Origin of the sequence: Corynebacterium sp. HMSC064H12 (assembly GCF_001809925.1) — a bacterium.
Classification (GTDB): Bacteria; Actinomycetota; Actinomycetes; order Mycobacteriales; family Mycobacteriaceae; genus Corynebacterium; species Corynebacterium jeikeium_D.
The window spans coordinates 28,039-41,770 of sequence record NZ_KV799360.1; the positions used below are offsets into that span (position 1 = coordinate 28,039).

The 13,732-nt window shown below is 56.0% G+C and carries 10 protein-coding genes; 6 read left to right on the forward strand and 4 right to left on the reverse strand.

The window, feature by feature from the left end:
• Positions 1–25: 25 nt before the first annotated feature.
• Positions 26–1,138, reverse strand: coding sequence for a DUF4192 domain-containing protein (locus HMPREF2681_RS09520; RefSeq protein ID WP_224433120.1), 1,113 nt, complete (start codon positions 1,136–1,138; stop codon positions 26–28).
• A 229-nt stretch (positions 1,139–1,367) separates the two neighbouring features.
• On the opposite strand from HMPREF2681_RS09520, the gene HMPREF2681_RS09525 reads away from it, so the two are divergent.
• Complete coding sequence (locus tag HMPREF2681_RS09525; protein ID WP_016422640.1) at positions 1,368–2,570, forward strand: PAC2 family protein; 1,203 nt, start codon at positions 1,368–1,370, stop codon at positions 2,568–2,570.
• 42 nt (positions 2,571–2,612) lie between these two features.
• Positions 2,613–5,132 carry a DEAD/DEAH box helicase gene (locus tag HMPREF2681_RS09530; protein ID WP_141746288.1) on the forward strand — a complete coding sequence of 840 codons (2,520 nt, stop codon included), beginning with the start codon at positions 2,613–2,615 and terminating at the stop codon, positions 5,130–5,132.
• Positions 5,133–5,207: 75 nt separating this feature from the next.
• Here HMPREF2681_RS09530 and HMPREF2681_RS09535 read toward each other — a convergent pair whose 3' ends face one another.
• Positions 5,208–6,140 carry a hydrogen peroxide-inducible genes activator gene (locus HMPREF2681_RS09535; RefSeq protein ID WP_070546947.1) on the reverse strand — a complete coding sequence of 311 codons (933 nt, stop codon included), beginning with the start codon at positions 6,138–6,140 and terminating at the stop codon, positions 5,208–5,210.
• Positions 6,141–6,245: 105 nt separating this feature from the next.
• On the opposite strand from HMPREF2681_RS09535, the gene HMPREF2681_RS09540 reads away from it, so the two are divergent.
• A complete protein-coding gene (locus HMPREF2681_RS09540) occupies positions 6,246–6,842 on the forward strand; it encodes a peroxiredoxin (RefSeq protein ID WP_016422637.1) in 597 nt (198 codons plus the stop codon).
• Positions 6,843–6,847: 5 nt separating this feature from the next.
• Entirely contained in the window at positions 6,848–7,372 is a 525-nt protein-coding gene (locus tag HMPREF2681_RS09545; protein ID WP_038628796.1) for an alkylhydroperoxidase, AhpD family, read from the forward strand.
• 141 nt (positions 7,373–7,513) lie between these two features.
• Here the strand turns inward: HMPREF2681_RS09545 and HMPREF2681_RS09550 are convergent, their stop codons facing one another.
• Both HMPREF2681_RS09550 and HMPREF2681_RS09555 read right to left on the reverse strand, forming a co-directional pair.
• Positions 7,514–8,731 (reverse strand): hypothetical protein, encoded by a 1,218-nt coding sequence (locus HMPREF2681_RS09550; protein ID WP_070546949.1) that lies wholly within the window; start codon positions 8,729–8,731, stop codon positions 7,514–7,516.
• A 142-nt stretch (positions 8,732–8,873) separates the two neighbouring features.
• Positions 8,874–10,976: a neutral/alkaline non-lysosomal ceramidase N-terminal domain-containing protein gene (locus HMPREF2681_RS09555; protein WP_016422634.1), complete on the reverse strand. Its 2,103-nt coding sequence runs from the start codon at positions 10,974–10,976 to the stop codon at positions 8,874–8,876.
• A gap of 216 nt (positions 10,977–11,192) precedes the next feature.
• Between HMPREF2681_RS09555 and HMPREF2681_RS09560 the strand changes: the two genes are divergently transcribed.
• Together HMPREF2681_RS09560 and HMPREF2681_RS09565 are read left to right on the forward strand one after the other, a co-directional pair.
• A complete protein-coding gene (locus HMPREF2681_RS09560; RefSeq protein ID WP_016422633.1) occupies positions 11,193–12,695 on the forward strand; it encodes a DUF1846 domain-containing protein in 1,503 nt (500 codons plus the stop codon).
• Between the two features lie 61 nt (positions 12,696–12,756).
• Positions 12,757–13,689, forward strand: a complete 933-nt coding sequence (locus tag HMPREF2681_RS09565) for an oxygen-dependent tRNA uridine(34) hydroxylase TrhO (RefSeq protein ID WP_016422632.1) — start codon at positions 12,757–12,759, stop codon at positions 13,687–13,689.
• Positions 13,690–13,732 lie beyond the last annotated feature (43 nt).

The following is a 13,732-nucleotide window of genomic DNA, read 5'->3' on the forward strand; positions in this document are numbered from 1 at the left end:
TACTGCAGTACAGCTTGCAGGGTCGCTAATCAATACGCGGCATTTTCACCTTGTATACCCTGCGCAGTACCTCTTGTGCTGCTCCAAGAATTGTGCCGACGCACCTCGGCACAATTTGATTGGCGACCGCAATTTCCAGCAACTGAGTCAGTGAATGATTCGGTTGCTCCCCCGCTGCCTCATCGAGAGCTGTTTGCGCAAAGTTCTCCAGCCCAGCCGCGAACTTTGCGATGGCAAAACACGCTAAAGCGTTAGCACGCAGGCTGCCGCGGTGGACGATTGCGGCCTCGCGCCAGATTTCTCCCATTGATTGCGCCAACTGCGTAGTAATGAAAATCATGGACATATCGCGCAAGGTGACGTTGGTCAGTGCTGCTGCAATGGCATATCCTGCGTTTTCATCGCGCACCGCCTCATGTGCATCCATCACACCATCGGCCACGTTTTCCACGGCGGTTTTGAGCATGTCGAAGTGCTCAATGAGCGCGGGATTGTCCGAACCAATTTTGAGCTTCCTCGGCTGCTCAACGGCTGTCGCTCGTTCCCGGAGGCGTTCAATCAGAGCCCTGTCTTTACTGTCGTGGAATTGGCCACCTCGAAAATAGCTGCGGTACTCCTCATAGTTTTTGAAAATCTGCTCTCCCTGCCGGGAGATTAGATTTGCATTGTCGGTCATCAGACTGTCACCGACAATGCCGACGATCTCTCCCTGCTCGTCCGTGACAACTTCCCCCGCAGCAATAGTGGCAACGCCCGCCAAACGCACCTCATGCAGGCCGCCTTCTCGCAGCCAGCCTGTAATAGGTGTGGAGTCCTTTTCAATCCCCCAGGATTCGTCGATGATAAACACATCTGCGTGAGTGCATCCTTCATCGAGCAGGAAGTCCGCGGCTGCCCGCACCAAGTCAGGATTGTTCTCCATCGAGGCCACATCCTTAATCAGCATCGGGCCAGCATGCGCTGTCGGATCAAACTCGACCTTGCCATCGATGAGATCTTCGACCTGCTGACGATACAACGCCGCAATCACTACCTGCCCCCGCGGATAGAATCCAACGATTCCCGGCAGGTTCGTCAGAAAAACACTCGGCTCAATTTCAGGCTTTTGTCCTGCACCGAAGTTCTGTTTGTTTCCCATTAATTCCTTACCCCTTTTCCCCCATTGGAATAGCTCGACAGCGGACAATCCTCTCGCCATCTGGTGGCTCTCATTGTTATCGAATCCGCAACAGCCTTGCTTGTGCGCGACCGGAAAAATCGGCCCATCTGTGGACTACTTTCTACTTGTGGATAACTGGAATAGTTTCTGCGGTATCGTGGTTGTTTACTTCAAATGACGAAAAATGTGATGCAGGAGGTAGTCGTACGTGAGTGATCCGACCGACAAGCCTCAGGGCAATATGTACGAGGTAGTTTTTCCGGTTCCTGACGTAACGGGAAGCGAGGGCCATCTGACCCTGGTCATTGCACTTAGCGGTTATGCGGATGCCGGTAATGCCGTCTCGGAATCAGCTAGTTTCCTCTTGGATGCTCTCGAGCACCGTCCATTGGTGAACTTTTCTATCGACGAGCTGATTGATTATCGTTCTCGCCGTCCCTCTGTGACGATGAACCACGACCAGATTGTGGATGTATCCGATTTGAACCTGTCACTCAATGTGGTTCGCGACAACGTCGGTAAGCCGTTCTTGCTGCTTTCTGGCCCTGAGCCAGACATGCGGTGGGAGGCTTTCTCGACTGCCGTTGCAGAGTTGGCGGAGCGCTACGATGTCGGTCGGACTGTGTCGCTGTACTCGGCTCCGATGACGGTTCCGCACACCCGACCACTGGGCATCATCGCCCATGGCACAGATAAGCGGAAACTCGGTGATATGCATACCTGGGGAAACCGCGTCACAGTTCCGGGTGCTGCGAGCCTGAACATTGAGTACGAGCTCGCAAGCCGCGGTTGTGATGCCTTTGGTTTCACCGCACAGGTGCCACACTATGTCGCGGCCTCTGAGTATCCGCTGGCGTCACTGCGGCTGTTGCAGGAGGTAGCAAAACTAGCCAAGCTCGAGCTCCCGCTTGAGGCGTTGGAGAAGGAATCCGCGCGGGTGGCGGAGCTGCTCAATACGCAGACGAATGATTCCGGCGAGGTCTCTCAGCTGGTCAATCTTCTCGAGGAACAGTACGACCAGGAAGTTCAACGTCGTCAAGAGCTGGAGACTTCTCCCCTGCTTGGACCTAACGGCGAGATGCCTTCGGCCGACGAGATTGGCGCTGAGTTCGAAAGGTTCCTCGCTTCTCAACCGCTGCGCCCAGTAGAGGATTCTTCCTCGCTTGACGACGAGGCGGAGACCCCGGCCAGCTCGGATTCCTCGGCAACTACATCAGAGGACACTGACGCACACTCGGAAGAATCCGAGTCGGCCTCGGCGGATGATAGGTCTGCGGAGTTTTCTGCAGACGGCACTGCCGAACAGCCTGAGTCAGAACAGCCTCGGGAAGAGCAGGCGGAAAGCGAAGAATCCGGTGAACCGGAACAACCTCGCCGTCGGCGCGGCTGGAAGCCCTGGTTCCGCTTCTAATCCGGGGTTACCGCTAGGGTGGGAAGCGTGTCACTATCTGAAATGCTTCCCGACCTAGCTGAGGTTCCAGAGTCCCTTTTCGACGATGCGATTATGGACTCGTTCATTGCCTGGACCAGGGATCAGGGCATCACGCTCTACCCGGCCCAGGAGGAGGCCGCTATTGGTCTCGCTGGTGGCGACCACGTCATCCTTGCCACTCCGACAGGTTCGGGCAAGTCCATGGTGGCTATTGCTGCCCACTTCTGCGCCCTCGCTCGTGGCCAGCGCAGCTTTTACACAGCGCCTATTAAGGCCTTGGTCAGCGAGAAGTTCTTTGCCCTCTGCGAGGTCTTTGGCGCTGAGAACGTCGGTATGATGACCGGCGATGCCACCGTCAACGGTGGTGCACCCATCATCTGCGCAACTGCGGAAATTGTCGCCAATATCGCCCTGCGCGACGGGGCCGACGCCGATATTGACCAGGTGGTAATGGATGAATTCCACTTCTATGCGGATCCCGATCGCGGGTGGGCATGGCAAGTGCCCTTGCTCGAGCTTTCCCGTTGCCAATTCCTGTTGATGTCCGCCACTCTCGGCGATACTCAAAAGTTTGAGACGGATTTGAAGGAACGCACGGGACTCGACGTCAACCTCGTTACAGGTACGACGCGCCCGGTACCGCTGGATTTCCACTATGTCTACACACCAGTTCATGACACGCTGGCGGAGTTGCTGGAATCCGGCAAAGCCCCAATCTACATCGTCTTTTTCTCCCAGCGCCAAGCAGCTGAACAGGCTCAGGCACTGACCGGTCTGAAGCTGCTGACGAAGGAGGAGAAGGAGCGGATTCGCGAAGAGATTGGCGATTTCCGGTTTACCACGGCCTTTGGTCGAGTTCTTTCCAAGTTGGTGCGCCAGGGCATTGGCGTCCACCATGCGGGAATGCTGCCGAAGTACCGTCGTTTGGTTGAGCGTCTCTCTCAGACTGGTCTGCTGAAGGTCATCTGTGGCACGGATACCCTCGGCGTCGGCATTAACGTGCCTATTCGCACGGTGCTGATTACCGGTTTGGCCAAGTTCGATGGCCGTCGTAGCCGTATTCTCAAGTCACGCGAGTTCCACCAGATCGCTGGACGCGCCGGCCGTGCTGGCTACGACACCGAGGGCACCGTAGTTGTCGAAGCACCTGAACACGAAATCGAAAACGCCAAGCTGCGGCGCCGTGCCGGCCAGGATGAGGCCAAACTGAAGAAGTTGCGGCTGAAGTCCGTTCCCAAGGGCGAAGTGACATGGTCGGAGAAGACCTTCGACAAAATCGTTTCTCAGCCACCGGAGCCGCTGACCAGCCGCTTTGCAGTTACCAACGGTATGTTGCTCAACGTCATTGCACGTGGTGGCGATACCTACGAACACATGCGTCATCTGCTGCGCACCAATCACGACACCCGCCACCAGCAAAACGAGGCTATTCTGACCGCAATTGAGCTCTACCGCGGTCTGGTCAACGCGGGAATCGTCGTCACGCATGGCGAGGGCGATGACTGCCGCCCCGAGCTGACAATGGAGCTGCAGCGTGACTTCGCGCTCAACCAACCACTGTCGCCTTTCGCCATCGCCGCGCTCGAACTGCTGGATAAGGACAGCCCGAACTACGCACTCGATGTCATCAGTGTGTTTGAGTCAATTCTGGAAGACCCTCGCCCGCTGCTCATCGCGCAGCAGAAAAAGGCACGCGGTGAAGAAATTGCCGCGCTCAAGGCCGAAGGCGTTGATTACACCGAACGTATGAACATCGTCGAAGACATCACATGGCCGATGCCGCTTGCCGACGAGCTGGAGGGCGCATTCGACACCTATGCCCAAGGTCACCCGTGGGTGCGTGAGTTTTCGCTGTCGCCCAAATCTGTGGTGCGCGAGATGGTGGAAAAGGCCATGACTTTTTCGGACGTGGTATCTGAGTACGGAATCGCCCGCTCCGAAGGTATTTTCTTGCGCTACCTCACCGATGCCTGGCGCACTTTGCGACACACTCTCCCACCGGAAGCTGCTAACGAGGAGCTCCGGGACATTGTGGAATGGCTCGGCGAGCTCGTTGTGCAGGTGGATAACTCCCTGGTAGATGAATGGGCGCAGATGGCCGATCCGGACAAGCCATTGGACGAAGAAACTCTCAAGGAAGCGGCTTTTGGCACCGACGAGTCTCGGCCTCTTACCGGCAATGAGCGTGCATTTACCCGTATGGTGCGCAATCTCATGTTCCGCCACGTGCAGCTCTTTGCCTTTGAAAAGGAGGAGGAGCTGGCCGACCTGGACAACTACCTCGACGACGCACCAGATTGGCCTGCCGCGATGGATGACTACTTCGATGAATACGATGACCTAGGCATCGATGCAAAGGCACGCGGCGGCGATATGATTTCGATTGACCGCAAGGCTGGTGAGGGCCTATGGCATGTGATCCAGATACTCGATGATCCTGAGGGTGACCACGGTTGGCGCTTTGAAGCGAACGTTGATTTGGCTGCATCTGATGAATACGGCGAAGTCAGGTTGGCATCGCTGCGAATTATTCAGGGATAAACGCCAAACCGGGCTGGAACTGCCAGCCCGGTTTGGCTTACTTCGTACGCTACTGCAACATAAGCCAAGAGAGCTTTAGGCAATAGCGTCTATGTATGCCTGCCGTACCAGTTCGGCAATTCGATTGAACTCGCCGCCGCGTACCGATGATGCGCGGTGAACCAGCCCAATGGTGCGTCCCGGCCGTGCCGGACCTTCGAATCGCGCAACAGCCAGGCCGGGACGGTCCGCCTCAATCTTGACAGCCGATTCCGGCACAAGCGACTGCCCCAACCCACCGGCAACACACTGCACGACGGTCGATAGAGAAGCCGCCCGTGTTTCCAAGCTGGAGGTCTCGCCGTGAACAGCATCGACCTTGCGACAGATATCCAACACCTGGTCGCGCAGGCAATGACCGTCGTCAAGCAGGAGCAAGTCCATGTCCCTGATTGCCTCAAGCTTTACGTCTTCCTTACCTGCCAGCGGATGATCGTCTGGCACGACGATGTAGAACTCTTCGTCGTAGAGGTAAATCTCTTCAAAGGAAGGCACATCGGACGGCAGTGCCATGATGGCTGCATCAATAGTGCCAGAACGAAGTGATTCGATGAGACGCTCGGTCGGCTCCTCGACGATCCTAGGCTTTAGATCTGGCAGCTCGTCACGAACCAACTGGAGGAAGTTGGGCAGCACGTATGGAGCAACCGTAGGGATAACACCAATGGATAGTGGTCCGGACAAATCATCTGTACGGCCAGATGCGCGAGCAACGATCTCGTCAACGATTTCAGATGCTTGGCGTGCATAAGGAATCAGACCGCGACCGAGTGGCGTCACCAGCACTCGGCGAGTCGAACGCTCTACAAGCTGCGCCCCCAGTCCCTGCTCAAGGGTGGAAAGCGCTTGTGACAGGCTGGGCTGTGAAATGCCGAGGCGGGCAGCGGCTTGACCGAAGTGACCGGTATCGGCAATCGCGACAAAGGCACGTAACTGAGGCAAAGTGGGCCGATAATCTCTATTACGCATACCTATAAGCCTACACGAGCTTATTAACTTTTTCCTCTTGACGGTTTGGGAATCCATAGGCATAATGGCGTGTGACCCCAGAAGGAATACATTCAGGAGGATTCCATGGCAATTTTGACTGTTGGCGACAAGTTCCCCGAGTTTTCTCTAACCGCTCTCAAGGGCGGCAACCTGCGTGATGCAAACGCTTCTTCTCCGGATGACTACTTCGAGCAGGTAACCAATGAGTCCTACGAGGGTAAGTGGAAAGTCGTCTTCTTCTACCCGAAGGACTTCACCTTTGTCTGCCCGACTGAGATTGCTGCATTCGGCAAGCTGAACGAGGAATTCGAAGACCGCGACACCGTTATTCTCGGCGGCTCTGGCGACAACGAGTTCTCCCACTTCAACTGGCGTGCAACCCACGAGGAACTGCTGGACATCCCGTTCCCGATGTTCTCCGACATCCGCCACGACCTGATGCGTGCACTCGGCGTCGAGAACGCTGACGGTGTTGCAGACCGCGCAACCTTCATCATTGACCCGGACGGCATCATTCAGTTCGTCTCCGTTACCCCGGACGCTGTCGGTCGTAACGTTGACGAAGTTCTGCGTGTTCTCGACGCTCTTCAGTCTGAAGAGGTCTGCGCATGTAACTGGCAGAAGAATGACCCGACCAAGAACATCGACAAGATGGATGTTCTGAAGCAGGAGCTGAAGTAACTCATATGAGCATCGATAACCTTCGTTCCGGCCTACCGGAGTACGCCAAGGACATGAAGCTGAACCTTGGCACTCTCACCCGTTCTACGGAACTCTCCGAGCAGCAGCTGTGGGGTACCCTGCTTGCATCTGCTGCTGCCACCCGCAACGAGACCGTTTTCTCCGAGATTGCTGAGGAAGCCAAGGAGCACCTGTCTGACGAGGCTTTCGAGTCTGCGCTTGGTGCGGCCACCGTTATGGGCATGAACAACGTCGCTTACCGCACTCGCCACATGCTCGGTGATGACTACGCGCAGGTCAAGTTCGGTCTGCGCATGAACATCATCTCCAATCCGGGTGCCGAGAAGGAAGACTTCGAGCTGTGGTCTCTGGCAGTTTCTGCCATCAACGGCTGTGAAGCATGCGTGACCTCCCACGCAAAGGTCGTCCGCGATGCTGGTCTGACCAAGGAGCAGGTCTGGGAAGCTGTGAAGATTGCAGGCACCGTCTCTGGTATTGCACAGGCTGTCTTCGCTGAGGCTACCCGCTAAATATTAGGAGGATACGTTCGGCTTTGATAGTCGAACGCTCCCCCGCAGGATTTCCTGCTGATCAAATAACGCCCAAGGAACCAGTTTGTACCGGTTCCTTGGGCGCTTTTTCTTATTCGTTTCGGCTACTGTTCATTTCGGCTAGTGCTGCGGAGGGTAATAGCCCGGATTTTCCTGCGCGTCATTAATAACTCGCCGGCCACCGATGAGCTGGCGGTAGATGTGCACCTGAACCAGCATAGCCAGCGGCATTGTGTACAGGATGCCAATATAGAAGAGCATCGCACCTGCGGAAGAAACAATCGACGTCAGAATGAATGCAACAAGCATCGTCCAATATTGGGGCTTTACCAGGCGCCAAGCGACAACCGGCGCCTCAAGCGCAGTTGCTCGACCATCGAAAACAAGTAGTGGCATAGTCGCTGTAATTGGCATGATGAAAATCGACGTCAACAACAAAACCAAGTAGCCCAGTGGAATCATCGCCGCGGCAGCTTCACTGCCATTGGCGGACAGGGATGCTCCAGCGATGAAGAGCACCATCCCCGGCAGCATGGCGAGCAGTCCCACCAGGAACGTGACAATGTAGACACCGATAAGAGACCCCCACCTGTTTACACGGAAGAAAGTACCGTAGTTCGGCACTCGCCCATCGACAGCGTCGAATGCACCGCGCAACATAAATGCCTGCATCGCGAACATGCCCACGGCAAATAGGAGTGCCATCGCGCCGACAGTCGCGAACATTGACCCTAGATCCTCAAACGGAACATCGCCTGGATAGTTCGGCTCAAATTCCGGATCGAAGTCACCAGAGGCAAAGAGAATTGCCGCTGCGCCAACAATCAGGGCGACTAGTACGGCGAAGAACGTCAGCATGACGCCAAGCCAAGAAGCAAAATTGCTATTTAGACTACGAAACGCCGCGGAAAAGGCACTTCCAATGTCGACCTTCGTCGGCCCTTGTGCCACAGGCTTCACCGGTGGCTCATTGCCACCTGGCATGTTGACTCCGGGAGCAAGTGCACCGGCTGCAGGATTCCCCCCTGCCGGTTGCTGCCAGTAGCTTGATCCCGCACCATAGGGCTGGCCACCATAGTTCTCGCTTGGCTCACCAGTTCCGTAGGACGGAATATCGCCATAGGCCTGTTCCCTACCGTAAGCCTGATTCCACTGTGGCGAATCCTCTGGTCCACGCGAGCCATGTTGTGCGTCCGAATCGAACCCGTAAGGGTTGTAGTCCTGCGAACCATTGTTGGGAAAACCGTGGCTCTGGGAGTCATAGTTACTGGACTCATTGTCCCGGCTGCCGTCACCGTAAGGATCGTTGTTGCTGTATGGATTGTTTGGGGTATTCATGAAGCAAATTGCTCCTGCCAAATTGACGGATACATACAAATAACGCGCACAACGGACTATACGTGAGACAAGCCCTTGATGAGTTTTTAAAGGCCGAAGTATAAGTCACATTGTGCGCATGGACGTATTTAATTGGACGTTCTTACACGAGCTCCACCGCGGCGACTCCCTCGAACTCGTTCAGCGAATCACCGGCACCCAACGCGCTACCACGCACGATGATGTCATACTTGCCCGGCGCGACTCCTCCGGTCTCCCAAGTGACCTTGGCGGTGGTGTAATTACCGTCCTTGGCAAATTCAATGACAGTTGCCTGGTCCCAGTCGTCAGAAACGATCTCACCGCGGTCATTCTTGATGAGTAGGTAGCCGTCTTCCAGTCGCAAGTCGTTATTCGGGTTTGCCGCGACGAATTGGGCAACGGCCTGCTGCCCTACCGTGACGCTTGCAGTCGATTCGAGCACGTCACCAAAATTCTTGCCCATTGGTACGGAATCGATAGTCTTTCCTCCTGCTGGCGACGGCGGGATGATGCCAGTGAGATCACCTGCAGCACTGCCCGGGTCGACAGCCATGCCGTCGGCAAGCGCGTGGGCGAGATCGTGATAGATGGAGATCATCGCACTGAGCGTGTACTTGCCGAAAGCCGTTGCGCCGCCCTCGTAGTCCTGCTGATCGTATTCCTCTGGGGTAACGACGTAGTGTCCATAGCTGTTGGTGTAGCCCTGGCAGATGACAGTGTCGATTGGAACGCCGAGGACATCGGCGACGTGCTGACGCATGCGGTAACCCGACATCGTGGTGGGTTCAAGGCCGTTGGTAATCAAGGTGAAGCCACCGATGCGGGTGATGGAGAACATGTGGGTCTGCTGGAGAAGACCATCGATGTAGCCCACTGGCAGCAGGCATTCTTTCTCGCCCTGAATCTCCCCGATATTTTTCGGGAGTACGACGTTATTGAGCTGACGTACCCACGGTGTGCCTCCACGCTGGCCCTCGTTGAAACCTAGGGCTGGTTCGCCGCCGCCGTCCTCCTGGCTACTGGCTGCGAAGGCCGCACCGAGGATTGCAGGTCCAGTGCGGTGCGGCTGGCCGTCGGGCGTGAATTGGCCGTCAATGTCGACATCGCCGAGGTTGACCCACTTGTGGACGGTAGAGATTCCGCCTCCTGGCAGTGCAATGGTCTGACCCTGGGTAGCGTCAATCTGACGCTGACCGAGAATGCGGGCGGACTCTGCTTCGTCTCCGTTGCCGGGACCCGAATTTGGCACGAGCCCCATGTTCGGGCTGATGTCACCCGGGCACGACATGGTAAATGCGGCGACAAAGGGGGCATCGGCCGGCTCACGGTGGGTAACCCCGCGGTCGACCTCAACCTTCCATGCTGCATAGCCCTTGTTGTCGCCGTCGATGATGGTGTGCTCGGGGCCGAAGGTGGTCGGATGAATTCCATACCAGTTAATGAATCCGACTTCGCGACCACCGCGACTCACGTGCAGTGTATGGCTTTCCGGGTTGACTCCGTCGGGGAAAAGACGCTGTTCTTCCTCGGGGTTACGCCTGAATGCCTCCAGGGAGCGGTTAACACCCGCATCCTTGGCAATCCCCTTGGTCAGGTGGATAGTCGACGGCTGGTAATCAGCGTGTGCACGTTCAATAGCCTTGACCACACCGACGACCACAGCTTCGAAAGTGACGGGACGGAAACCGAGAGTAGTCAGGTCGACCATAAGATGGCCCGATGTACCACCCGGCGCGACATGCGTATGAGATGCGCAGATAAGCACGTTGCCCTCGTGGTAGAGGTCTCCGAAGAGAGCTCGCAGTCGCCGCAGAACTTCCATCTGGATGGACTGGAACATGAGCCCCATATCTGCGGTGACGTGGACGACACGGTTGTCGTTGTCATCACCGAAGATGAATGCACGCGCCATCTGGCGAAGACGCAGACCCGAGGTGGTCTGGTCCATGACCGCATACCCGTTCATGCCAGCGCCGAGTGGCTCGCCTGTCATGTCAGCCATTCCTCGACCGACATTCAAAGTGGTGGTCGAATTCCCCGCGGCGGCAGAAGCCCCGTTTGCAGGAGCGGCGTTTGCCTTTGATGCACCATTTACGGCAGGCATCATACTCGCAGCTGACACGGCAGTTGCTCCGACGAGGAAGCCTCGCCTGCCCACTTGGTACGGGGCGCGTGCGGTTGGTTCTGCCGAATTCGACGATGATGCCATCTGGGGATCGAGCATGTCACATCCTCTTCATATTTCTTTTTGAATATCAATATGTTGGACTTTAATCAGACAATCCCCTACGCGTGGCCTAATAAGCCAAAGTTCCCAAAATTCCCCCCGCGACAGCAGTAACCGATACGACATTCGCAAGGCAGTATCACTACCATGGACACAGTAGAATTTCGCAAGCTTTAGCGCGCTCCTCGCAGACACAACTTCAGAAAGGGCACCATGGCTCAGGCTGTCGGTTTTAACCGCGAAAAGTACATCGAAATGCAATCCGCTCATATTAAGAAGCGGCGCGCAGACATCGCAGGTGAAGGCGGCAAGCTCTATCTCGAAATGGGCGGCAAGCTATTTGATGACATGCATGCCTCGCGCGTGCTCCCCGGCTTCACGCCTGACAATAAAATCGCTATGCTCGATCGCCTCAAAGACGATCTGGAAATCATGGTGTGCATCAATGCCAAGGATTTGGAGCGCCACAAGGTCCGCGCTGACCTCGACATCACTTACGAAGACGATGTGCTGCGCCTCGTCGATGTCTTTCGTGAACGCGGGTTTCTAGTCGACAGCGTCGTCGTCACGCAGCTTTCCGACGACAACACCCTGGCAAAGAACTTCATTGAGCGCCTGCAGCGACTCGGATTGAGCGTAATCCGCCATCGCAATATCGAGGGCTACCCGACAAACACGGAGAAAATTGTCAGTGAAGCCGGCTTCGGGCTGAATGAATGGGCGCAAACGTCGCGGGACTTGGTCGTTGTTACAGCGCCGGGCCCGGGCTCTGGAAAGCTGGCGACCTGTCTATCGCAGATTTATCACGATCACAAACACGGAATTCGTTCCGGTTACGCAAAGTTTGAGACCTTCCCTATCTGGAACCTGGCACTCGAACACCCGGTAAATCTGGCCTACGAGGCGGCAACAGCTGATCTCGATGACATCAATCTCATCGACCCTTTTCATTTGGCCGCCTATGACACCAAGGTCACCAGCTATAACCGTGATGTCGAGGTCTTCCCACTGCTGCGCACTCTGTTGGAGAAGCTCGCGGGCGAGTCGCCGTACAAGTCACCGACCGACATGGGCGTCAATATGGCCGGTTACTGTATCGACGATGACGAAGTGTGCCGAGAGGCATCCAACCAGGAAATCGTTCGCCGTTACTACAAGGCTCTTGTCGACGAACACAAGAACAGCGCAGACGACGAAGTCTCACAGCGCATTGCCATGATTATGAGCAAGGCCAACGTGTCGACAGCCGCCCGCCGAGTCGTCGCACCAGCACTTGAAGTTGAGAAATCTACCGGGGCACCGGGTAGCGCAATCGAATTGCACGACGGCACAATCATCACGGGCAAGACTTCTGAACTACTCGGATGCTCAGCAGCAATGCTCCTCAACGCTCTCAAGAAGCTCGCCAATATCGACCCGGACTTGCACTTGCTCTCCCCAGCTGCCATTGAGCCAATTCAAACGCTTAAGACGCATCACCTGGGCAGCCGCAACCCCCGCTTACATACCGACGAGGTTCTTATCGCCCTTTCCGTGTCGGCGGCCACCAGCGACGATGCCCGTGCAGCCCTCGCCGAGCTGAAGAACCTTCGAAACTGCGATGTCCACACCACCACCATTCTGGGCAGCGTGGACGAAACAATTTTCCGCAACCTCGGTGTGCTAGTGACTTCGGAGCCTAAGTACCAGAAGAAGGCTCTCTATCAGAAGCACTAAGCCATACCAGCAGCTCACGCCGAAAATAGGATAACTGAGAGAGCAGACTAGAATAGTCCCCGTGAGCATCAGCAAGATTCTTCTGTACTACCAGTTCGCCCCACTGTCCGATCCGCGTGCCATCATGCTATGGCAGCGCGATCTTTGCGAGTCGTTAGGGCTCAAGGGCCGCATTCTGGTGTCCGAGCACGGCATCAATGGCACCGTCGGCGGTGATCTCGATGCCTGCAAGAAGTACATCAAGAAAACCAAGCAGTACCCCGCTTTTCACTCCATGCAGTTCAAGTGGAGCGAAGGCGGCGCTGATGACTTTCCAAAACTCTCCGTCAGGGTTCGCGACGAAATCGTCGCTTTCGGTGCTCCGGGTGAGCTGAAAGTCGATGTCGATGGTGTCATTGGCGGCGGCACACATTTGAAGCCGGAAGAGGTCAATAAACTGGTCGAGGAACGCGGCGACGATGTCATCTTCTTCGATGGCCGCAACGCAATGGAAGCCGAGATTGGCAAGTTTAAAAACGCTGTCGTCCCGGACGTAAAGACCACGCACGACTTCATCGACGAACTGGAATCCGGTAAGTACGACTGGATGAAGGACAAGCCGGTTATCTCCTACTGCACCGGCGGCATCCGCTGCGAGATCCTCTCCGCACTTATGAAGAACCGCGGTTTCGAAGAGGTCTACCAAATCGACGGCGGTATTGTGCGCTACGGCGAAAAGTTTGGCAATAAGGGGCTGTGGGAAGGCTCCCTATATGTCTTCGACAAGCGCATGCATATGGAGTTTGGCGATGGCATCGAAGACGAGGACTACGTACAGCTCGGGCACTGCGTCCACTGCGGCAAGCCCACAAACACCTTCCAGAACTGCATCAACGAAGATACCTGCCGTCGTCAGGTGCTTATTTGCGATGATTGCTGGGAGCACACCGAGACACAGCACTGTGGGCGCGAGGACTGCAAGGAAGTTGCCGAAGAGCTAGCAGCCGCAAAGTAGGACGCTCCCTGCTGCCATCGGACTATCTCGAGCACCTCTTAAT

Excerpts from the sequence above, each read along its gene's own strand:
- HMPREF2681_RS09520 (WP_224433120.1), bottom strand. The coding sequence starts at position 1,138 with ATGGGAAACAAACAGAACTTCGGTGCAGGACAAAAGCCTGAAATTGAG.
- HMPREF2681_RS09530 (WP_141746288.1), top strand. The coding sequence starts at position 2,613 with ATGCTTCCCGACCTAGCTGAGGTTCCAGAGTCCCTTTTCGACGATGCG.
- HMPREF2681_RS09535 (WP_070546947.1), bottom strand. The coding sequence starts at position 6,140 with ATGCGTAATAGAGATTATCGGCCCACTTTGCCTCAGTTACGTGCCTTT.
- HMPREF2681_RS09540 (WP_016422637.1), top strand. The coding sequence starts at position 6,246 with ATGGCAATTTTGACTGTTGGCGACAAGTTCCCCGAGTTTTCTCTAACC.
- HMPREF2681_RS09545 (WP_038628796.1), top strand. The coding sequence starts at position 6,848 with ATGAGCATCGATAACCTTCGTTCCGGCCTACCGGAGTACGCCAAGGAC.
- HMPREF2681_RS09550 (WP_070546949.1), bottom strand. The coding sequence starts at position 8,731 with ATGAATACCCCAAACAATCCATACAGCAACAACGATCCTTACGGTGAC.
- HMPREF2681_RS09555 (WP_016422634.1), bottom strand. The coding sequence starts at position 10,976 with ATGCTCGATCCCCAGATGGCATCATCGTCGAATTCGGCAGAACCAACC.
- HMPREF2681_RS09560 (WP_016422633.1), top strand. The coding sequence starts at position 11,193 with ATGGCTCAGGCTGTCGGTTTTAACCGCGAAAAGTACATCGAAATGCAA.